Origin of the sequence: Pseudomonas sp. M20 (assembly GCF_045037865.1) — a bacterium.
In the GTDB taxonomy this organism is placed as follows: domain Bacteria; phylum Pseudomonadota; class Gammaproteobacteria; order Pseudomonadales; family Pseudomonadaceae; genus Aquipseudomonas.
On the sequence record NZ_CP173611.1, the window covers coordinates 1,333,015 to 1,346,962 of the forward strand.

At 60.0% G+C, this 13,948-nt stretch carries 11 protein-coding genes; 6 read left to right on the forward strand and 5 right to left on the reverse strand.

All coding sequences use genetic code 11. The features are described 5' to 3' along the window. The first annotated feature begins 122 nt into the window (after positions 1 to 122). A complete protein-coding gene (locus tag ACI514_RS06080; RefSeq protein ID WP_003183171.1) occupies positions 123 to 395 on the forward strand; it encodes an HU family DNA-binding protein in 273 nt (90 codons plus the stop codon). 228 nt (positions 396 to 623) lie between these two features. Beyond that, the gene (locus ACI514_RS06085; RefSeq protein ID WP_160058689.1) at positions 624 to 2,495 is read left to right on the forward strand and encodes a SurA N-terminal domain-containing protein; all 1,872 of its coding nucleotides are present in this window, start codon (positions 624 to 626) and stop codon (positions 2,493 to 2,495) included. A gap of 632 nt (positions 2,496 to 3,127) precedes the next feature. Here ACI514_RS06085 and ACI514_RS06090 read toward each other — a convergent pair. Then, positions 3,128 to 4,333, reverse strand: a complete 1,206-nt coding sequence (locus ACI514_RS06090; RefSeq protein ID WP_405123282.1) for an MFS transporter — start codon at positions 4,331 to 4,333, stop codon at positions 3,128 to 3,130. Positions 4,334 to 4,451: 118 nt separating this feature from the next. Here ACI514_RS06090 and ACI514_RS06095 point away from each other — a divergent pair, with 118 nt between their 5' ends. Continuing rightward, positions 4,452 to 5,351 carry a LysR family transcriptional regulator gene (locus tag ACI514_RS06095; RefSeq protein WP_160058687.1) on the forward strand — a complete coding sequence of 300 codons (900 nt, stop codon included), beginning with the start codon at positions 4,452 to 4,454 and terminating at the stop codon, positions 5,349 to 5,351. A gap of 92 nt (positions 5,352 to 5,443) precedes the next feature. Continuing rightward, positions 5,444 to 6,298 (forward strand): DUF2242 domain-containing protein, encoded by an 855-nt coding sequence (locus ACI514_RS06100; RefSeq protein ID WP_016983898.1) that lies wholly within the window; start codon positions 5,444 to 5,446, stop codon positions 6,296 to 6,298. Positions 6,299 to 6,684: 386 nt separating this feature from the next. Here the strand turns inward: ACI514_RS06100 and ACI514_RS06105 are convergent, their stop codons facing one another. Both ACI514_RS06105 and ACI514_RS06110 read right to left on the reverse strand, forming a co-directional pair. After that, complete coding sequence (locus ACI514_RS06105; protein WP_160058686.1) at positions 6,685 to 7,725, reverse strand: AraC family transcriptional regulator; 1,041 nt, start codon at positions 7,723 to 7,725, stop codon at positions 6,685 to 6,687. A 3-nt stretch (positions 7,726 to 7,728) separates the two neighbouring features. Then, positions 7,729 to 8,859 carry a carbon-nitrogen hydrolase family protein gene (locus tag ACI514_RS06110; protein WP_405123283.1) on the reverse strand — a complete coding sequence of 377 codons (1,131 nt, stop codon included), beginning with the start codon at positions 8,857 to 8,859 and terminating at the stop codon, positions 7,729 to 7,731. Positions 8,860 to 9,067: 208 nt separating this feature from the next. Here ACI514_RS06110 and ACI514_RS06115 point away from each other — a divergent pair, with 208 nt between their 5' ends. Continuing rightward, positions 9,068 to 11,107: an FAD-dependent oxidoreductase gene (locus tag ACI514_RS06115; RefSeq protein WP_405123284.1), complete on the forward strand. Its 2,040-nt coding sequence runs from the start codon at positions 9,068 to 9,070 to the stop codon at positions 11,105 to 11,107. 225 nt (positions 11,108 to 11,332) lie between these two features. Then, complete coding sequence (locus tag ACI514_RS06120; RefSeq protein ID WP_405123285.1) at positions 11,333 to 12,259, forward strand: 1-aminocyclopropane-1-carboxylate deaminase/D-cysteine desulfhydrase; 927 nt, start codon at positions 11,333 to 11,335, stop codon at positions 12,257 to 12,259. A 3-nt stretch (positions 12,260 to 12,262) separates the two neighbouring features. Here the strand turns inward: ACI514_RS06120 and ACI514_RS06125 are convergent, their stop codons facing one another. Together ACI514_RS06125 and phnX are read right to left on the reverse strand one after the other, a co-directional pair. Then, positions 12,263 to 12,811 carry a cytochrome b gene (locus tag ACI514_RS06125; RefSeq protein WP_038362764.1) on the reverse strand — a complete coding sequence of 183 codons (549 nt, stop codon included), beginning with the start codon at positions 12,809 to 12,811 and terminating at the stop codon, positions 12,263 to 12,265. Between the two features lie 189 nt (positions 12,812 to 13,000). Further along, positions 13,001 to 13,828: a phosphonoacetaldehyde hydrolase gene (phnX, locus tag ACI514_RS06130; protein WP_405123286.1), complete on the reverse strand. Its 828-nt coding sequence runs from the start codon at positions 13,826 to 13,828 to the stop codon at positions 13,001 to 13,003. Positions 13,829 to 13,948 lie beyond the last annotated feature (120 nt).

Genomic DNA, 13,948 nt, shown 5'->3' on the forward strand with positions numbered 1-13,948 from the left:
GACAGTTTTTTAGAGCCCTTGTTATAAAGCGGCTCTTAAGTGTCTGTAGGCCATTCAGCACTCGTTTTTGCTTTCACCAAAAAACTTAGAATCATCTCAAAATAGATATAAGGGGACTTAGAGTGAACAAGTCGGAACTGATTGATGCTATCGCTGCATCCGCTGATATCCCGAAAGCTGCTGCTGGCCGTGCGCTGGACGCTGTAATCGAATCCGTCACTGGCGCTCTGAAGGCTGGCGACTCCGTTGTTCTGGTTGGTTTCGGTACTTTCTCCGTGACGGATCGTCCGGCTCGTACTGGTCGTAACCCGCAGACCGGCAAGACTCTGGAAATCCCGGCTGCCAAGAAGCCAGGTTTCAAAGCCGGTAAAGCACTGAAAGAAGCTGTTAACTAAGTTTTCAGGTTTTTACCCATCCGGGTCGGGGTCATGCCTGACTTGGCAGCGGAGCGGTAGAGCAGGTCGCTGAAACAGTGGCCTGTAACGCCGGGATCGAGGGTTCGAGCCCTGTCCGCTCCGCCAGTTACGAGAAGGCGCATCCTCGGATGCGCCTTTCTTCTATCCGGATTCTACCCACGCTCCACGGTTGCCTAATTTTGAAGTTCAACCGTTTCTGGGGGACGCATGCTGCAGAATATCAGGGACAATTCACAAGGCTGGATTGCCAAGACCATTATCGGGGTCATCGTTGCACTGATGGCTCTGACCGGTTTCGACGCCATTTTCCAGGCCACGACTCACAAGAATGAGGCGGCCAAGGTCAACGGTGATGAAATCAGCCAGAACGAGCTGAGCCAGGCCGTTGACATGCAACGCCGTCAGCTGATGCAACAGCTGGGCAAGGACTTCGATGCTTCCTTGCTCGACGAGAAAATGCTGCGCGAATCGGCCCTCAAGGGTCTGATCGATCGCAAGCTGCTGCTGCAAGGCGCCGAACAAGCGAAGTTCGCTTTCTCCGAAGGTGCACTGGATCAAGTGATCCTGCAGACTCCTGAATTCCAGGTGGACGGCAAGTTCAGCTCCGAGCGTTTCGACCAGGTAATCCGTCAACTGGGTTACAGCCGTATGCAATTCCGCCAGATGCTGGTTCAGGAAATGCTCATCGGCCAACTGCGCGCCGGTGTGGCGGGCAGCGGTTTCGTCACCGACGCCGAAGTGCTGGCATTTGCCCGTCTGGAAAAACAGACCCGCGATTTCGCCACCTTGAACGTCAAGGCTGATCCGGCTGCGGTCAAACTGACCGACGAAGAGGTCAAGGCTTACTACGACGAACACGCCAAGGAGTTCATGACTCCGGACCAAGTGATCATCGATTACGTAGAGCTGAAGAAGTCTTCGTTCTTCGATCAGGTTGCCGTGAAAGACGAAGACCTGCAGGCGGCGTATCAGAAAGAGATCGCCAATCTGTCGGAACAGCGTCGTGCCGCGCACATTCTGATCGAAGTGAACGACAAGACCACCGAGGCTCAGGCCAAAGCGAAGATCGACGAAGTCCAGGCGCGTCTGGCCAAGGGCGAGAAGTTCGAAGCGCTGGCCAAAGAGTTCTCGCAGGATCCGGGTTCGGCCAACAATGGCGGTGATCTCGGTTACGCAGGTCCTGGCGTTTACGACCCTGCGTTCGAAAAAGCCCTGTACTCGCTGTCGAAAGACCAGGTGTCCGAGCCGATTCGTACTGACTTCGGTTACCACTTGATCAAGCTGTTGGGTGTCGAAGCGCCTGAAGTGCCGACCCTGGCCAGCCTGAAAGACAAGCTCACCCGCGAGCTGAAAGCCGCGCAGGTCGAGCAGCGTTTTGTCGAGGCGACCAAGCAACTGGAAGACTCGGCGTTCGAAGCGTCTGACCTGGCTCAGCCAGCGGCGGATCTGAAACTGACCGTGCACACTTCCAAGCCGTTCGGCCGTGAAGGTGGCGAAGGTGTCGCGGCCAACCGTGCCGTAGTGACCGCTGCGTTCAGCACTGAAGTGATCGACGAAGGTGCCAACAGCACCGCCATCGAGCTGGATCCGGAAACCGTGATCGTGCTGCGTTCCAAGGAGCACCTGAAACCTGCGCAACTGCCGCTGGAAAGCGTGAATGCGGCGATCCGCACTCAGCTGACCAAAGAGCACGCCAGCGCGGCTGCCAAGACCAAGGCGGAGAAGCTGATTGCTGATCTGCGTGATGGCAAGGCGCCGTTGGACAAGGCAGTTGAGGGTCAGAACTGGAAAACCACTGAAGCGGCCACCCGTGGTCAGGAAGGTGTTGATCCGGCGGTGCTGCAAGCGTTGTTCCGTATGCCGAAGCCGGCTGCCAAGGACAAGCCGACGTTCACCAGCGTGACCCTGCCGGACGGTAGTTTGATGATCGTGCGTCTGAACGGCGTTAACGAAGCGGCTGCGCCGACGGATGAAGAGAAGGTTCAGTACCGTCGCTTCCTTGCTTCGCGTGAGGGGCAGCAGGACTTTGCGGCGTATCGCAAGCAGTTGGAAGCTCAGGCTGAGATCAAGCGTTTTTGATGTCTGATTGAGTTGTCATGTGAAAGCCCCGGCCTGTATAGGTCGGGGCTTTTTTTTTGGCGTTGGGCGCCGGGGCGTGGCGGCCTTTGGGCCGACCATGTGCTTGGGGTTTTGGGGGGATATCCGTTGCTGCGGGTGTTGCTGATCAGGGTTCCGCCCTTACGGCGGGTCACTTTTTCCAGACGCCGAAAAAGTAACCAAAAAGGCTTGCCCTGACGTTCGGCCCGCTCGCTGGGGCTCGGGGTTCCTTCGCTCCGGGATTGATCCGGGGGGGCATCGCCTACGGTTTGCTTCGCTGCACCTCCTCTCGATGTGTTCGACTTCGTCGAACGGTCGCTGCGCTCCCACCCCCGGATCAATCCCTCCACTCAGCCTGCCGACGGGCCTTCAGATCAAGATCAAGAGCAGCAGCCGAGCTAACGCTCATCCTGTTGAGTGGGGCGGCTTTGCCGCGTGGGCCGCACACAAATTAAAACGTGGGAGCGAGCCTTCTCGCGAAGGCGGCCTGACAGCCGACCAACCTTCTGTCAGATGTACTCAATCCAATTGTGGGAGCGAGCCTGCTCGCGATGGCGGCCTGTCAATCGACCGGTTTCCAGCCGTCTGGCCTCAATCCAACAGCGCACTCGGTCTCATTCGGCTCTTGGAAAACCATGTCTCCGAGCTTTGATCGCTACTGACAGGGTCAGTCCCAGCAATCCTGCAACAATCCACGGAAAAGCTCCCACCCCAAGGTTCCCCAGCAACAAACCTCCCACCAATCCACCACCTGCAATCCCGACATTCCACAGCGTAACCAACATCGATTGCGCCGTATCGGCAGCCTCTTTCGCGGTTTTCGCCGAGGCGGTTTGCAGCAGCGATGGCATTGCACCAAACGCGAGTCCCCACACAGCGGTGGCGATGTACACCACGCTCGGCGATTCGCGCCACAGGCCCAGTGCTATTGCGGACAGCAGGAACAGTCCGGCACTGATCAACACCAGTTCGCGCAGCCAGCGGTCAATCAGGCTGCCGACGATCCACAGGCTCAGCACTGAAGCGAGGCCGAATACCAGCAGCACGCGGTCGACGTTGGCATCAAGTCCGGAAGGCTGCAGGAACGGCGCGATGTAGGTGTACAGCAAGTTGTGCGCAACGACGTAGGTGAGGGTGACGAACAATACCGATCGCACGCCGGGCAAGGTCAATACCTGACGCAGCGGCATGCGGTTTCCCACGCGTTCGCCGGCGAAGTCCGGTACTTGCAAGCGCACCCAGATCACCAGCGCAACGGTCAGTCCGGTCATGATGGCGAAGCTCAGGCGCCAGCCGACCAGGGTGCCGAGCAGGGTGCCTGCGGGGATTCCCAGCGACAGCGCCAGTGGCGCGCCGAGCATGGCTACGGTGATGGCGCGGCCCTGCAGGTGCGGGGCGACCATACGGCTTGCGTATCCCGCCAGCAGAGCCCAAAGCAAACCAGCAAATATCCCGGCGATAAAGCGTGCGATCAGGGTGAGCCAGTACCACTCCGACAGGGCGGTGATGCTGTTGGCGATGGCAAAGCCGCCGATAGCGGAAAGCAACAGCGGTCGGCGTCGCCAGCCTCGAGTGGCGATTGTCAGCGGTATCGCCGCGAGGATCGAGCCGATCGCATACAGCGTGACCAATTGCCCGATCAGTGCCTGGGACACATTCAGGCCGCTGCTCATCTGCGGTAACAGGCCGGCGGGCATGGCTTCGGTCATGACCGTAATGAATCCGGCGGTGGCCAGTGCCAGCAGCGCACCGAGGGGTAACTGTTCGCGGTGAGAGACGGGGTGTTCAACTGTGAGGCAACTGAGTTGTGTGTCATTCATGAGCCGGCATCCATGTGCAATGTTGACGAAGAGCACAGGATATGGCGCTGCACATCGGTGAAAAACGGGTTAAGGTTCCGAACATATCGGACACGGATGTCAGCAATGGGAGGTTGGTATGGATAGCCTTGGCAGTATTTCGGTGTTTGTGCAGGTGGCCGAGACGCGCAGTTTCACTGAGGCTGGCCGACTGCAAGGGGTGTCATCGTCGGCGGTGGGCAAAAGTATTGCGCGGCTGGAAGCGCGACTCGGCGTGCGCCTGTTTCAGCGCACCACTCGCAGTGTCACGCTGACCAGTGAAGGGGCGCTGTTTCTGGAGCGCTGTCGCAAAATTCTCGCGGAGGTCGAGGCGGCAGAGTTCGAGTTATGTGACGCGGCTGCGAAACCCCATGGTAAGTTGCGTATCAGTCTGCCGCAGGTGCATGGCCTGGTGATGCCGGTCATGAACGAGTTCATGGCCTTGTACCCGCAGATCGAGCTGGATCTGGATTTGACCGATCGCATGGTCGACGTGGTTGAAGAAGGTTTCGACGCGGTGATCCGCACCGGCAAGCCACGGGATTCGCGACTGATGGCGCGAGCGTTGGGCGAGTTTCACATGGTGCTGGTAGCCAGTCCGGCTTATCTGGCGCAACGCGGTGTGCCGCAGACGCCCGCCGATCTGGCGGATCATGCGTGCCTTCGGCATACGTTTCATGCCACCGGCAAACTGGAAACCTGGCCGCTGATTCGCGCGGAGAGTGCCGCAGAGCCGACGTTGCCGACGCGGTTGGTCAGTACGTCGATTGAGGCGGTAAGCCACGCGGCGCTGGCCGGCATGGGCATTGCCTGTCTGCCGGATTTCATGACCCGTGAGGCCGAGGCGCAAGGCCGCTTGCGTCGCGTGCTTGATACACATCTTGAACACACCGGTCAGTTCTGGGTCCTATGGCCATCGAGTCGTCACGCCACGGCGAAATTGCGGGTGTTCATCGATCATCTGGCGTTGCGACTTTTTCCCGCAACTGACGGTCGATAGAGTTGTAACTGCTTTAAGACACTAATCCATGCGCAGCGCGGCAGCGATCTGTTGCACAATACGCCCCGGACTGTTTTCTCTCAGGATGTTCAATGTTGATTTCCACTCCCATGCGTGTAGTCGGGTTGGCGCTGTTGTTGACCGCTGTTGCCGGCTGTTCGAAAGACAAGCCGATGTATGAGCATGAGAACTTCGATGACTCCGGTACGTTTTCGCGCAATTACCCGGTGACCGATTCGGTCAGTTGCGAAGCGGCTCGCCGTGCGTTGCTCAGCCAGGGCTACATCATCACCAGCAGCGACCCGAAACTGGTCAGCGGTCACAAGAGTTTCCAGCAAACCGGCGACACCCACATGGAGATCAGCTTCAACGTGGTTTGCGCCGATGACGGCAGCGCCGGGCACCATGCGACGATGTTTGCCAACGCCTTGCAGGATCGTTACGCGCTGAAGAAGACCAACAACTCGGCCAGCCTCGGCGTGGGTGTATTGGGTTCGGTGTCGATGCCGATCGGCTCGTCGGACGATTCGATGGTCAAGGTGGCCAGCGAGACGGTGACCGCGCAGAAGTTCTATGAGCGTTTCTTTACCCTGGTCGAGCAGTTCCTGCCGGCAGATGCGAAGAAAGCCGCGCATATCGAAGAGAAACCGAAAGCTGACCTGGGTGTGCCTGAGGTGAAGGCTGCGCCGGCAGCGCTGGCGCCAACGCCGACTCCGGCGGCCGAACCTGCAGCAACGCCGGCCCCGGCTGCAGAACCGGCGCCAGCACCTGCCGAGACCGCGCCAGTAACGTCGGAACCGGTCGCTCCACCGGCAGAGGCCGCGCCGATCACCCCGGCGCCGAGCGCAGAACCTGCACCCGCGACCGAAACCATCACGCCACCGGCCAATCCGGACATCCCGCCGCCATCCGAGCCGATTCCGGCGATGCCAGCGTCCGGCCAGTAAACCAGCCTCAACGCCGCCCCTGTGGGAGCGAGCCTGCTCGCGAAGACGGACTTTCAGTCACCTGTGTGCTGAATGGTCCGACGCCTTCGCGAGCCGGCTCGCTCCCACAGTGGTTTATGGGTTGCCTCAAATTTCGTTACATTCCCCGGACAAAAGTCCCGCGATAAATTCCTGACCGTCTGCTACGTTTTATTCATGAAGGCCGGGTTTCACTTTTCCTTCACACGAGCACGTTAAGCTCGAGGCACTGGGCATTTGCTCAGGCCCATTCAAGAGAGCAGCAGGGGGATTACGCGATGGATGAATATCAAGAAGAGCTGCTCGAATACCACGCCTTTGAGCTGGATCCTCTGGAGCCCGCCGAAGACGCCACCGAGCTGTAAGCGTCAGGCGGATTTACGATGGCTGCGACGGAATTCGCCGGGCGTCTGACCGCTCCAGCGTTTGAAGGCTCGCTGGAACGCTTCGGCTGAAGCAAAGCCCAGCAAGTAGGCGATTTCGCCGAAGGCCAGTTCAGTATCGCGGATGTAGGTCATCGCCAAGTCCCGACGCGTGTCGTTGAGGATCGCGCGAAATTGCGTGCCTTCCTCGGCCAGTTTGCGCCGCAACGTCCAGGTCGGCAGCTTCAGACGTGCCGCCACTTCTTCCAGGTCGGGTTCCCGGCCACCATTGAGCAACGGCCCCAACAGCTGAGTGATGCGTTCACGCAGGCTGCGGGTTCGGGTCAATTGTTCCAGCTCCCGTTCACACAGTTGCAGCAGATGCCGCCAGGTACTCGGGCAATGCTCGGGATTACGCTGTGCGAGGCTGTCGAGGTTCAGGCGCAGCTGATTGCGTTCGGCGCCGAACTGGATCGGGCAATCCCCCAGTACGCTGTAAGCCTCACGGTAATCCGGCGCTTCGAATTCGATATCGATGCGTTCGGCGCGCAACGGCTCGCGGCTGACACTGGAGAGCTGATGCAGCCACCCGGCGATGATCGAGTCCACGACGAAGCGGTTATAGGCGTTGTACGGGCTGATCGAATAGAACCGCAGCCACGCGCCATTGGCATCTTCGTGAAAACTGGACTGGCCACGGTAGTTGGAGCCGTACAGCGCCTCGAAACGGATCAGACAGCGCGCGGCTTCGCGCACGGTCGGCGCTTGTGCTGCAGTGACACCGGCCAGCCCGGCCTGGCTCAGGCGGCTGAGCTGGCCCATGCGCAAGCCCAGCGCCGAATTGCCGGTCAACTGAATCGCCGCGTGGCCCAGACGCATGTAGCGCGGAATCGACAAGCGTGCCCCGGCCTCAGCCAACCGTGCAGCGTCCAGGCCATATTGCTCCAGCAGTGGCTGCGGATCGGCGGCATGACTGCGCACCGCATCGGCGAGGCTGTGCACAAAGCCCACCGACAAATCCCCAAGGCGCATCGGCAGCGGCTTCATGGCTTACAACCAGATGTTCAGCAAACGCGCGCCACGGGCCTCGCCATCGGCGAACTGCTGACCGTTGCTGCTGAGGAAACTCTGACCGGAACTGGCCTTGTCCCAGAACTGCCCGCGCAAGAACACACTGACGCCGGCAATCGCTCGACTGCTCGGCGGTTGTGCAGTCAGCGTCAGCCGATGCCAGGCCTGTCCTTCGGTGACTTCACCGGGTTTGAGGCTGATCGAGCCCGGTGTACTTGAACCTTTATAGCCGCGCCACGGTTGATTCCACGCACCCTGGCCGAACACTTGCGCCGGCACCGCGACCAATTGGGCGTCTTGCTCGTCGAGTGTGCGGTAGTTGTCCGGATACCAACTGTCACTGCCAATCAGCACGCCGAGGCGTCCGGCCGGGGTGTCGACCACGTTGATCTGGTGTTTATCCGCGCCTTCGATCACTTCACGCTGATCAAACACCGGGTGCATCTGCCGCTGCGGCTGGCCAAGCGGCACGCCGTCACGGCCAAACACCACGCTGCTGTTGAACAGCGCACCGCTGCCGGGTTTGAGTTGGCCATCGCGGATGCTCGGCTCCGGCAGCACGATTGAGCCGGCCACCAGCGTCACGTGAAACTCCTTGGCCAGACCACCGAACAGTGTCTGGTAATCCTTGGCCATCGCCTTGGATTTCATGCGCAGGTACGCGTCGTTGAGGCGGTCGCTGCCGTTGGCGCAGAGCCAGGCACGGGCGAACAACAACGGATTGCTCGCCGCCAGCCAGTTCATCGCCTCGGCGAGGGACGGCGCCTGGTACAACTCGTCTTTCTCGCCGCTGAGCAGCAACCAGGTGCCGACGTTCTCTGGCAACACCACCACGGTTTTCTCACTCAGCAGACCTTGATCCTGGGCCTGCTGCAAATACGCCGCGAGTTTGCGGTGCAAGCGTTCGGGGCTTTGATAGTCAGTGGGGAACAGTTCGGGCTGGATGCCCAGCAGATTGCCACGGTCGCCGGGCGTGCCCTGATCAACTGCCACGTTTATACGTAAGTCTGACAGGTAATGCCCCGCCGGCCGGTCCGCCGCCCACATGGCGTAGGTGGTCAGGGCGGCGACGAGGGCCATGGAAAAGAACAGGTACAAAAGTTTGCGCATGAAAACCAACAACTACCGGGTACAGGGTATGGCGACTAGGGTAGGGCCCATGGACCGGGTTGCCAAGGGGCACTGCGCATTTGGATCAATAAGTTGTCAGTTACGGTCATTGAGTGACAGCGATGCGACTCTTAGTCTGTGGCACATGACTGACGGGGGCCGCAGAGCGCCCGCAACTTTTCCGTGATTGCTCGTTGTGGAGTTACCGATGACCGCCGCTCATTACCCGCACCTGTTGGCCCCGCTGGACCTGGGTTTCACCACGCTGCGCAACCGTACCCTGATGGGCTCGATGCACACGGGCCTGGAAGAAAAACCGGGCGGTTTCGAGCGGATGGCGGCGTACTTCGCCGAACGTGCGCGTGGTGGTGTCGGTCTGATGGTCACCGGCGGTATCGGCCCGAATGACGAGGGTGGCGTGTACTCTGGCGCGGCCAAGCTGACCACCGAGGAAGAGGCGCTCAAGCACCGCATCGTTACCCGCGCGGTGCACGAGGCGGGCGGCAAGATTTGCATGCAGATCCTTCACGCCGGGCGTTATGCCTACAGCCCGAAACAGGTCGCACCGAGTGCGATTCAGGCACCGATCAATCCGTTCAAGCCCAAAGAGCTGGACGAGGAAGGCATCGAGAAGCAGATCAGCGATTTCGTTACCTGTTCGGTACTGGCGCAGACCGCCGAGTATGACGGCGTCGAGATCATGGGTTCGGAAGGTTATTTCATTAACCAGTTCCTCGCTGCGCACACCAACCACCGCACCGACCGTTGGGGCGGCAGCTACGAAAACCGCATGCGCCTGCCGGTGGAAATCGTTCGTCGCGTTCGCGAAGCGGTCGGCCCGAACTTCATCATCATTTTCCGTCTGTCGATGCTCGATCTGGTCGAGGGCGGCAGCACCTGGGACGAGATCGTCACCCTGGCCAAAGCCATCGAGCAGGCCGGTGCGACCATCATCAACACCGGTATCGGCTGGCACGAAGCGCGAATTCCAACCATCGCCACCAAAGTACCGCGCGCGGCGTTCAGCAAGGTCACGGCCAAGTTGCGTGGCTCGGTGAAGATCCCGTTGATCACCACCAACCGCATCAACACCCCGGAAATCGCCGAGCAGATTCTTGCCGAAGGCGATGCCGACATGGTTTCGATGGCGCGGCCGTTCCTCGCCGACCCGGACTTCGTCAACAAGGCTGCCGAAGGTCGCGCTGACGAAATCAACACCTGCATCGGTTGCAATCAGGCGTGCCTCGATCACACCTTCGGCGGCAAGCTGACCAGTTGCCTGGTCAACCCGCGTGCCTGCCACGAAACCGAACTCAATTATCTGCCGGTGCAGCAGATCAAGAAAATCGCTGTGGTTGGCGCCGGCCCTGCCGGTTTGTCTGCTGCGACCGTGGCTGCCGAACGTGGCCATCAGGTGACGTTGTTCGATTCGGCCAGCGAAATCGGCGGTCAGTTCAACATCGCCAAACGCGTGCCTGGCAAGGAAGAATTCTTCGAAACCCTGCGTTACTTCAAACGCAAACTGCAGACCACTCACGTTGAGGTGTGCCTGAACACCCGCGTCGATGTGGCGAAACTGGTTGACGGCGGTTACGACGAAATCATCCTCGCCACCGGCATTGCGCCGCGTCTGCCGGCGATTCCGGGCGTAGAGAACGCCAAGGTGTTGAGCTACATCGACGTGATCCTTGAGCGCAAACCGGTTGGCAAACGCGTGGCGGTAATCGGCGCCGGCGGCATCGGTTTCGACGTCTCGGAATTCCTCGTTCACCAAGGCGTAGCGACCAGTCAGGATCGTGCCGCGTTCTGGAAAGAGTGGGGCATCGATACGCAACTGGAAGCACGCGGTGGCGTTGCCGGGATCAAAGCCGCACCGCATGCACCGGCCCGCGAAGTATTCCTGTTGCAGCGCAAGAAAACCAAGGTTGGCGATGGCTTGGGCAAAACCACCGGCTGGATTCATCGGACCGGTCTGAAGAACAAGCAGGTGCAGATGCTCAACAGCGTCGAATATCTGAGCATCGATGACCAAGGCCTGCACATCCGCATCGGCGAAACCGGCGAGCCGCAAGTGCTGGTGGTGGACAACATCGTGATTTGTGCGGGGCAGGATCCGCTGCGCGAACTGCATGATGGTCTGGTTGAAGCGGGGCAGAATGTGCACCTGATCGGTGGTGCCGATGTCGCGGCCGAACTGGATGCCAAGCGTGCGATCAACCAAGGCTCGCGCTTGGCGGCTGAGCTATAAAAAACGCCGCTTAACCTGTGGGAGCGAGCCTGCTCGCGAAAGCGCAGTGTCAGCCAATACACATGTCGACTGACACGACGCCTTCGCGAGCAGGCTCGCTCCCACAAGGGTTGTGTTGTTCACAGATTCGGTGAGCACCACAAACCAATGTAGGAGTGAGCCTGCTCGCGATGGCGGCTTGTGAGCGACTAGAATGCTGGCTCTGTCCAGATCGAATCGCCGCCCATGCTTTTGTCTCCCTCCGATTGGCTACCCCAGGCCCCCCTCGAATACCTCCATCTGGACTGGCTGACCGCCGCCGGTATTGAAGTCGCCATCCTGCGCCTCGATCAGATCGACCCGCTGATCAGTGGCAACAAATGGTTCAAACTCGTCGAACACCTCAAAGCCGCCGATCGTGCGGGTGCCGAAGGCATCATCAGCCTCGGCGGTGCGCATTCCAATCATCTGCACGCGTTGGCGGCAGCGGGGAAACGGTTGGGGTTCAAAACCGTGGGCCTGTTGCGCGGACATGCGCTGGACACACCGACGGTGCGGGATCTGCAGGCGTTCGGCATGCAATTGCACTGGTTGGGTTATGGCGGTTATCGCGCGCGAAACGAGCCGGGGTTCTGGGAGCCATGGCACGAGTTGTATCCGCAACTGCATGCCGTGCCCGAGGGCGGTGGTGGTTTACCGGGTGCGCTCGGTTGTGCCGCGATCAAGGAACAGGTGCAAGCGCAATTGCCCACGCTCGGTTGGAGCGACTATCACGGATGGTGGCTGGCTTGTGGCACCGGAACGACACTCGCCGGGCTGGTTCTCGCCGAGGCCGGTGCGCATCCGGTCTATGGTGCGTTGGCGGTACCAGAGGATCACGGCGTGGCGACGCAGGTCGAGTCGATTGTTCAGGAAGCCGGACTGGCCACTGCCGGCTATGAACTGATCGACGCCAGCCGTGGCGGTTTTGCCAAGGTTGATCCGACGTTGCTTGCGTTCATCGAACAAACCGAGCAGACCAGCGGCATTCCTCTGGAGCCGCTGTACACCGGCAAAGCGTTGCTGGCGCTCAAACAGCAGGTCGAGGCAGGCAAGTTCACATCCGGCACGCGGCTGATCGTCATTCATACCGGCGGCTTGCAGGGCCGACGCGGTTTTATCGCCAGCCCCTGACGATCAACCGCGCTTGGGCATCATCCGCAGCAGCGTGTTATCGCGCACAACATAATGGTGATAGATCCCCGCCAGCGCATGCAGGCCGATCAACCAGTAGCCGATCGTGGCAATGAGCACATGCCAGCCCTCAACCTGTTTGGCGAAATCCTTGTTCTCCGCAACCAGCAGCGGCAGATCAAAGCCATAGAACATCACCTGATGCCCTTCGGCACTGGTAATCAGCCAGCCGAGAATCGGCATGCTGATCATGAACAGGTACAACGCCCAGTGCATCAGCCGCGCCAGTACGGTTTGCCATTGCGGTGAGGCGGGAAAGATTTTCGGCGCCGGGCCAATGCTGCGCGCGAGCAGGCGAAACCATACCAGCACAAACACGGTCAGGCCGAGCATGTAGTGCACTTCGCGGATCAGCGTGCGCCCGCCACTGCCTTTGGGAAAGAGGCCGCGCAATTCCATGCTGGCGTAGACCAGTACCAGCAGGACCAACATCAGCCAGTGCAGCAGGACCGATACGGTGCTGTAGCGTGATTCGGAACTTGTCCACGGCATACGGTGTTTCCTCACAGATCAGGGTCAAAACGGCCGTTCTTGTGCGACGGCATGCTTTAACTGTAATCCGCTTTGGCGGATTTGCCTGAGGCTGATCGGACTTTCAACGCTCTGAATCAGGGCTTTGCCAATAAAAAACGCCAGCGTCGTGCAGACGCTGGCGTTTTTGTTGGCAGCAAGCGGCAGGGATCAGCTCGATTGCGGCATCTCACCATTGGCCAGGCGTTTGTTGATGTCGGCGATCACTTCCGGCAGATCAGTGATGGTGTCGATCATGTAGTGCGGGCGCGAGCCTTCGAACAGCGCGTGAATACGCTTGCGTTCGCTGGCCAGCTCATCGCTGCCCAGGGCGCGGAAACCGGCGTAATCCAGGCCCAGCGCGTTGCCCGAGCAGATCAGCGCCACCGTCCACATGCCGGCGCGGCGGCCTTCGAGAATGCCCGGCACGGTATCGTCGATCTTCACGCACGCCGCGACATCGTCAATGCCCAGCGCGATCACGTTGGCCAGCGCCTGCGCCGGCCATGGGCGACCATTCGGCACTTCGTCGGTGGCGACCACATGGTCAGCGACGTAGCCGTTGGTGGCGGCCAGCTCGACGACCTTGTCCATCACCTGTTTCGGATAACCGGAGCAGGAACCGATCTTGATCCCTTGCTGGCGCAGGTTGGCGATGGTTTCCAAGGCGCCGGGAATCAGCGCCGAATGCTCAGCGATCTTCTCGATCTGCAGCGGCATGAAGCGGTTGTAGATCGCGGTGACGTCGTCATCGGTCGGCGTGCGGCCGAACGCCTTGCGATAACGCTCGGCCACTTGTGGCTGATCGCAGAGGGTGCGGATGTGGTCCCACTTGCCCATGCCCATCGGGCCACGGGCTTCTTCGATAGAGACCTGCACGTCGAATTCGGCGAAGGCTTCGACGAAAATCTGCGTCGGCGCGAACGAGCCGAAATCGACCACGGTGCCGGCCCAGTCGAGGATCGCGGCTTGCAGCTTGTTTGGATTGATGTAGTTCATGGCAATCAAATTCCTGAGTTGAAATGCAATTCAAACTGTAGGAGTGAGCCTGCTCGCGATAGCGGTTGATCATTCAACATCTTTGTTGACTGGCACGGCCTCATCGCGAGCAGGCTCACT

Bases quoted from the DNA above. Each gene is read 5' to 3' on its own strand.
- ACI514_RS06110 (WP_405123283.1), bottom strand. From the start codon at position 8,859: ATGCGCAAACTTTTGTACCTGTTCTTTTCCATGGCCCTCGTCGCCGCC.
- ACI514_RS06105 (WP_160058686.1), bottom strand. From the start codon at position 7,725: ATGAAGCCGCTGCCGATGCGCCTTGGGGATTTGTCGGTGGGCTTTGTG.
- ACI514_RS06090 (WP_405123282.1), bottom strand. From the start codon at position 4,333: ATGAATGACACACAACTCAGTTGCCTCACAGTTGAACACCCCGTCTCT.
- ACI514_RS06085 (WP_160058689.1), top strand. From the start codon at position 624: ATGCTGCAGAATATCAGGGACAATTCACAAGGCTGGATTGCCAAGACC.
- ACI514_RS06115 (WP_405123284.1), top strand. From the start codon at position 9,068: ATGACCGCCGCTCATTACCCGCACCTGTTGGCCCCGCTGGACCTGGGT.
- ACI514_RS06125 (WP_038362764.1), bottom strand. From the start codon at position 12,811: ATGCCGTGGACAAGTTCCGAATCACGCTACAGCACCGTATCGGTCCTG.
- phnX (WP_405123286.1), bottom strand. From the start codon at position 13,828: ATGAACTACATCAATCCAAACAAGCTGCAAGCCGCGATCCTCGACTGG.
- ACI514_RS06095 (WP_160058687.1), top strand. From the start codon at position 4,452: ATGGATAGCCTTGGCAGTATTTCGGTGTTTGTGCAGGTGGCCGAGACG.
- ACI514_RS06120 (WP_405123285.1), top strand. From the start codon at position 11,333: ATGCTTTTGTCTCCCTCCGATTGGCTACCCCAGGCCCCCCTCGAATAC.
- ACI514_RS06100 (WP_016983898.1), top strand. From the start codon at position 5,444: ATGTTGATTTCCACTCCCATGCGTGTAGTCGGGTTGGCGCTGTTGTTG.